Origin of the sequence: Rhodoferax sp. (assembly GCF_028689295.1) — a bacterium.
Classification (GTDB): Bacteria; Pseudomonadota; Gammaproteobacteria; order Burkholderiales; family Burkholderiaceae_C; genus Rhodoferax.
In genome coordinates, this window is sequence record NZ_JAQTWL010000009.1 from 130,485 (window position 1) to 137,038 (window position 6,554).

Genomic DNA, 6,554 nt, shown 5'->3' on the forward strand with positions numbered 1-6,554 from the left:
ACGACCGTGGCCACCCCAACTCATCGCGGCGGGCAGGGCCTGTCGCTCAAGCGCCAGTTGTTGCTGTGGTTGTTGTTGCCGCAGTTGGTGCTGTTTTTGGTCGGTGGCGCACTGGCTTACCGCATTGCCCTCAAGTACGCCGAAAAAGCCATTGACCAGTCGCTGACGCAATCGGTGCGCTCGCTGGCGCGCCAGGTCAAGCCGATCGGCTCGGGCCTGCTGATCGACTTTCCGCGCGCCGCGCAGGACATCATCGAGCAGGATCCCACCGATCGCGTGAGTTACATGGTGTCGAGCCCGCCGGGCAGTTTCCTGCTGGGCAACGGCAAACTGCCGGGGCCGTCCGGGGACCTGCTTCAGCCGGCCCGCGGGGCGCTGCTCTACAACGCCCGGGTGGACGGCAAGCCGATGCGCGTGGCGCTGCTGGAGCTCGATTACGGCGACGCGGTTTCGCCCCAGCGCATGCGGGTGCAGGTGGCCAAAAGCCTGGCGGTGCAACAGCGCCTGACCACCGAGCTGATTGCCGACATGCTGGCACCGCTGCTGCTGCTGGTCATGGTGCTGAGTGCGCTGGTGTATGGCGGCATCTCGCGCGGGTTGCAGCCACTGAAAAGGCTGCAGGCGCAACTGGGCGACCGGCACGACCAGGCGTTGTCCGACCTGTCGCCGATCGAGATGACGCAGGCACCGCAGGAGGTGCACGCGCTGGCCGCTGCGGTGAACCATTTGCTGTCGGCGGTGCGGCGCAGTCTGGGCCAGGAAAAGCGCTTTTTGAACGACGCCGCGCACCAGTTGCGCACGCCGTTGGCGGGCCTGATCAGCCAGACCGAACTGGCGCTGGCCGAGAAAGATCCACAGGCCCTGCGCGAGCGGCTGACCAAGGTGCTCGCCGGTGCCCGGCGCAGTGCCCACCTGGTGCACCAGTTGTTGTCGCTGGCGCGCAACGAAGTCGAGGTCGATTTGCAGCCGCTCGATGTGCCTGGACTGGCGCGTGAGGTGGCCCGGGACTGGACTCCGCGCGCGCTCAAGGCCGGCATCGACCTGGGCTTTGAAGGTGCGGACCGCCTGACGCTGTCGGGCGAGGCTTTCCTGCTGCGCGAGGCGCTGAACAACCTGATCGACAACGCCTTGACTTACGCCGGAGCCGGCTGCGAAGTGACGATCCGGGTGCAGTCGCATGGCGCTCTGGCGCTGCTGGAGGTGGCGGACAATGGCCAGGGCCTTTCAAGTGAAGATTTGCCGCACGTGTTCGAGCGCTTTTGGCGCGCCAGCGACGTGCCGGGCGGCTGCGGCCTGGGATTGGCGATCGTGGCTGAAATCGCCCAGCGCCATGGCGGACAAGCCAGGGTGCTGGCGGCCCAGCCGAAAGGTTTGCGAGTGCAGTTGTGGTTGCCTGTGGCCCACGTTGCCCGCGTGCTTGCGTGACCATCAGCGTCATTTTTTGTGGTAAAACTTGCCCTCATATGCACACAGCAAACAACATCGGGCAGGAAACGGCGGAATTTTGGCAAGTCTTGCTGGCCAGCATCAGCCAGGGAGTTTGTGTCTTCGATGCCGGGGGCTGCATCAGCCTGTTCAATGACTGTCTCCCTGAAATGCTGGACTTGCCAAAAGAATTTTTGGCGAGTCGCCCCTCCCTGCGAGAAGTCTATGATTGCCAGATGCAGCGCGGCGATTTTGCCGGTGCGCCGCATCCGCTGGACAGCCCGTCGCTGGAGACTTCTGCTGACCATGAACAGGGCCTGATCCCGGACCATGTACTTCGCTTGAAACACTTGGGTCGTACCTTGCAGGTGCAAACCAGGCGGCTGCCGGGTGCCGGCCTGATCCAGATATTTGCCGATGTCAGCGATTACATGCAGGCTGAGGCGGGCCGCAAGCGGGCCAATCAGATGCTTTTTGCGACCCAGGCCATTGCCGAGTTGGGTGGCTGGGAAGTTGACCTGCTGAATAACCAGGTGACCTGGACCGACGGCGTGTACCGGATTTTTGAGACCACCCCGCAAGACTTCACGCCGACACCCGTCACCATCAGGCCCTTGTTCACCGAGGAAGCGCTGGCCATCGAGAAGACCTCCTTGCGGCCGCCGGGCCAGCCGAGCGCCAGCCATGAGTTCGAGATTGAAATGATCACCCTGAAGGGGCGGCGCATCTGGGTGCATTCCCGGGGCACCACCAACTGGGTCGATGGCCGCGCCGTCAAGCGCACCGCCATCGTGCAGGATATTACCCGGCGCAAGCAAACCGAGCTTGCATTGCGCGACAGTGAGGCGCGCTGGAAACTGGCGCTGGAAAGCGTGGGCGACGGCCTGTGGGACTTGCAGGTGCAAAGCGGCGAACAGTACCTGTCACCCAACCTGCTGCGCATGTATGGCTATGAAGAGGGTGAACTCAAGTCGAGTCTGGATGCACTCGTCCATCCCGAGGACATCGCGCAGTTGCGGCATGATCGGCAGGCCCATTTTGATGGTCTTACGCCGACGCTCAGCAGCGAGCACCGGGTGCTCTGCAAGGACGGTAGCTGGAAATGGGTGCACAGCCGCGGCATGGTGATCGGCCGCGATGCCCAGGGCCAGCCGTTGCGCATGATCGGCACTCATACCGACATCACTGAGCGCAAGACTGCGGACGAGGTGGTCTGGCAGCAGGCGCACTTCGATGCGCTCACCGGGTTGCCCAACCGGCGTTTGATGCGAGAGCGCCTGGTTCAGGAAATGAAAAAATGTCGCCGCAATCACCTCAAATTGGCGCTGTTGTTCATCGACCTGGACCATTTCAAGGAGGTCAACGACACGCTTGGGCATGACCGCGGTGACGACTTGCTGGTGGAGGCGGCGCGGCGTATCCAGCGCTGCCTGCGCGAAGTCGATACTGTGGCCCGCATGGGCGGCGATGAATTTACCGTGATCATCACGGCCCTGTCCGACGAATCGAATCTGCAGGGCATCCTGCCCAAGCTGTTGAACGCCTTGAATGCGCCATTCCAGTTGGGACTGGACCAGGTTTTTGTGTCCGCCAGCATGGGGGTCACGGTCTATCCCACCGACACCCTGGAGGTCGAAGACCTGCTGAAGAATGCCGATCAGGCGCTGTATGTGGCCAAGGCTGCAGGGCGCAATCGCTTCAGCTTTTTCACGGCGGCCTTGCAGGAGGCGGCGATGCAGCGTGCCCAGTTGACGCACGACCTGCGCGCGGCCTTGCCAGCGCAAGAGTTTTGCGTGGTGTATCAGCCCATCGTGAACCTGGCCACTGGCAGGATTCAAAAAGCCGAAGCCCTGGTGCGCTGGCAACATCCCCAGCGTGGCCTGATCAGTCCGGCTGACTTTATTCCCGTTGCCGAAAGCAGCGGCCTGATTGTTGAAATCGGCGAATGGATCTTTGCCCAGGCAGCAGCCCAGGTCAAGGCCTGGCGGAGCCGCTTGCACCCCGAGTTTCAGGTCAGCGTGAACAAATCACCCTTGCAGTTCGAAAACCCGAATCCCGAACACACGCCCTGGATCGAGCAATTGCGCGCCCTTGGGCTGCCGGGTGAAAGCATCGTGATTGAAATCACCGAGGGCCTGTTGTTGTCCAACAGCAGTGGCGTGGTCGAGCAATTGCTGAAGTTGCGTCACGAGGGTATCAACGTGTCGCTGGACGACTTCGGCACCGGCTATTCGTCGCTGTCTTACCTGCAAAAATTCGACATCGACTTCATCAAGATCGACCAGTCGTTCGTGCGCGATTTGACCACCGATTCAACCGACCTGGTGTTGTGCCAGGCCATCATCGCCATGGCCCACGCCTTGGGCATGAAGGTGATCGCCGAAGGCGTGGAAACCAGTGAGCAGCGCGATTTGCTGGCTGCGGCGGGCTGCGACTTTGCCCAGGGGTATCTGTACTCGCGTCCGGTGAACGCCGAAGCCTTCGAGGCCATGGTGCTCGGCTCTGAGCAGGCCCTCGACCTGGTGGTGTGAACCGCCCGGGCGCGGCCGTGCCCTAGGCTGGCAGGCGCAAGCCGCTTTGCGCATCGAACCAGTTGTTGTGGTTGGCGCTGACCGTCATGCCCACGGTATCGCCAATTTTGACCTGCGTGCTCGGCGGCGTGCGCACCGTGATCAGCCCGGCCTCGGTGGCGACCACCACATAGATGTCGGCCCCCGTTGGCTCCACCAGCGTGACCTGGCCGCGCCAGGTGGCATCGTCGTTCAGGTGAATGTGTTCCGGGCGCTGCCCCAGCGTGACCTTGCCGCTGGCCGGGCAGGGCAGCGACAGACTGCCGCCTGCGAAAGTGAACACACCGTTGGCACTGGCGCCGCTGGCCTCGCCCGAGATGAAGTTCATGGTGGGTGAACCGATGAAGCCCGCCACATAGGTGTTGGCGGGGCGGCGGTAGATGTCGTCGGGCGTGCCAATCTGCTGCAGGATGCCGTCTTTCATCACGGCAATGCGGCTGCCCAGCGTCATCGCCTCGATCTGGTCGTGCGTGACATACACCGTGGTGATGCCGCTCACCAGATGCAGGCGCTTGATCTCGGCGCGCATTTCCACGCGCAGTTTGGCGTCCAGATTGGAGAGCGGCTCGTCGAACAAAAACAATTGCGGGTCACGCGCCAGGGCGCGGCCCATGGCGACACGCTGGCGCTGGCCACCCGAGAGCTGCGCCGGGCGGCGGTCCAGCAAGTGCTCGATTTGCAGCATGGCCGCCACTTCATGGATGCGTTTTTGGCGCACATCGAGGGGCACCTTGCGCATTTCCAGGGCAAAGCCGATGTTGTCGGCCACGCTCATGGTCGGGTACAACGCGTAGCTCTGGAACACCATGGCAATGTCGCGCTGCGCCGGGGCCACGCCGACGACGTTTTTGCCCGCGATGCGCAGTTCGCCCTCGGTCGGTTCTTCCAGGCCGGCAATGATGTTGAGCAGGGTCGATTTGCCGCAGCCCGACGGACCCACCAGGATCAAGAACTCGCCCGGGGCGACATCGATGTCGATCTTTTTCAGGATTTCAACAGCTTTGTCGCCCTTCCCGAAAACCTTGCGAATGCCTGCGATGTGAAGTGAAGCTGCCATGATGTTTATCCTTTGACCGCACCGGCGGTCAGACCTTTGACGAAGTATTGACCGGCCAGCACATACACCAGCATGGTCGGCAGCCCAGCGATGATGGCCGCAGCCATGTCCACGTTGTAGCTTTTCACGCTGCTGGTGGTGTTGGCCATGTTGTTCAGGCCGACCGTGATGGGCTTGCTGTCGGCACCGCTGAACGCCACGCCGAACAGAAAGTCGTTCCAGATGTTGGTGAACTGCCAGATCAGCGTGACCATCAAAATAGGCGTGGACATCGGGATCACGATGCGGTAGAAAATGCGCCAGAAACCGGCGCCGTCCATGCGTGCGGCTTGAATCAGCTCACGCGGAATGGCGGTGTAGTAGTTTCTGAAAAAAAGCGTGGTGCCCGCCATGCCCGCCAGGCAATGCACCAGCACCAGCCCGGTGATGGAGCTGCTCAGGCCAAGAAAACCCAGCACCTGGCTCATCGGCAGCAGCACCACCTGGAACGGCATGAAGACACCAAACAGGATGAAGCCGAACAGCAGGTCCGAGCCCTTGAACTTCCACATGCTCAGCACGTAGCCGTTCAAGGCGCCCCAGGCCGTGGAGATCAGCACCGCCGGCACGGCCATGCTCACCGAGTTCCAGAAATAGGGTTTCAGGCCACGGCAATCGACGCCGGTGCAGGCGGTGGACCAGGCCAGCGTCCAGGATTCAAAATTCAGGCTGGTGGGCAGGCTCAGCAGATTGCCGGCGCGCAACTGCTCGGCATCCTTGAACGATGTCACCAGCATCACATAGAGCGGCGCCAGGAAGAAAAAGGCAGCCACTCCCAGCACGGCATAGACCGCCAGACGGGAAATATTTTTAGCGTTCATGGTCAGGCCCCGGGTCAACGCTCATGCGGTTTGGACCGCAACTCGCTGTAAAGATAAGGCACCACCAGCGCGGCCACCATGGCCAGCATCATGGTGGCGCTGGCCGCGCCCAGGCCGATCTGGCCACGGGTAAAGCTCATGGTGAACATGAAGGTGGCGGGCACGTCCGACGCATAGCCCGGGCCACCCGCGGTGAGCGCCATCACCAGGTCGAAGGCCTTGATCGACAGGTGCGACAGCACCAGGATGGTGGAGAACACCACCGGTCGCAACACCGGCAGGATGATGCGCCAGTAAATGCGCGGCAGCGAGGCGCCGTCAATTTGCGCCGCCTTGATGATGCTGTCGTCGATGCCGCGCAAGCCGGCCAGAAACAGCGCCATGGCAAAGCCCGCCGACTGCCAGATGCCGGCAATCACCACGCAGTAAATGGCAGTGTCAGATTGCACCAGCCAGTCAAAGCTGAAGCTGCTCCAGCCCAGGTCCTGCATCAGCTTTTCCAGGCCCAGGCTGGGGTTCAGAATCCATTTCCAGGCGGTGCCGGTCACGATGAACGACAGCGCCATGGGGGACAGGTAGATGGTGCGGATCATGCCCTCGAAGCGGATTTTCTGGTCCAGAAAGATGGCCAACAGCATGCCC

At 62.1% G+C, this 6,554-nt stretch carries 5 protein-coding genes; 2 read left to right on the forward strand and 3 right to left on the reverse strand.

All coding sequences use genetic code 11. The features are described from left to right. The first annotated feature begins 6 nt into the window (after positions 1-6). Together PHF15_RS09940 and PHF15_RS09945 are read left to right on the forward strand one after the other, a co-directional pair. Positions 7-1,425, forward strand: coding sequence for a sensor histidine kinase (locus PHF15_RS09940; RefSeq protein ID WP_300120745.1), 1,419 nt, complete (start codon positions 7-9; stop codon positions 1,423-1,425). A 38-nt stretch (positions 1,426-1,463) separates the two neighbouring features. Then, the gene (locus PHF15_RS09945; protein WP_300120747.1) at positions 1,464-3,956 is read left to right on the forward strand and encodes an EAL domain-containing protein; all 2,493 of its coding nucleotides are present in this window, start codon (positions 1,464-1,466) and stop codon (positions 3,954-3,956) included. 22 nt (positions 3,957-3,978) lie between these two features. Here PHF15_RS09945 and PHF15_RS09950 read toward each other — a convergent pair whose 3' ends face one another. The 3 genes from PHF15_RS09950 to PHF15_RS09960 all read right to left on the reverse strand — a co-directional run. Then, on the reverse strand, positions 3,979-5,052 hold the full coding sequence (locus tag PHF15_RS09950) for an ABC transporter ATP-binding protein (protein ID WP_300120749.1): 1,074 nt from the start codon (positions 5,050-5,052) through the stop codon (positions 3,979-3,981). A 5-nt stretch (positions 5,053-5,057) separates the two neighbouring features. Beyond that, positions 5,058-5,912, reverse strand: coding sequence for a carbohydrate ABC transporter permease (locus PHF15_RS09955; protein ID WP_300120750.1), 855 nt, complete (start codon positions 5,910-5,912; stop codon positions 5,058-5,060). Positions 5,913-5,926: 14 nt separating this feature from the next. After that, positions 5,927-6,554: sugar ABC transporter permease (locus tag PHF15_RS09960; RefSeq protein ID WP_300120751.1), on the reverse strand; the 628-nt coding region annotated here is incomplete at its 5' end.

Excerpts from the sequence above, each read along its gene's own strand:
- PHF15_RS09945 (WP_300120747.1), top strand. The coding sequence starts at position 1,464 with ATGCACACAGCAAACAACATCGGGCAGGAAACGGCGGAATTTTGGCAA.
- PHF15_RS09950 (WP_300120749.1), bottom strand. The coding sequence starts at position 5,052 with ATGGCAGCTTCACTTCACATCGCAGGCATTCGCAAGGTTTTCGGGAAG.
- PHF15_RS09955 (WP_300120750.1), bottom strand. The coding sequence starts at position 5,912 with ATGAACGCTAAAAATATTTCCCGTCTGGCGGTCTATGCCGTGCTGGGA.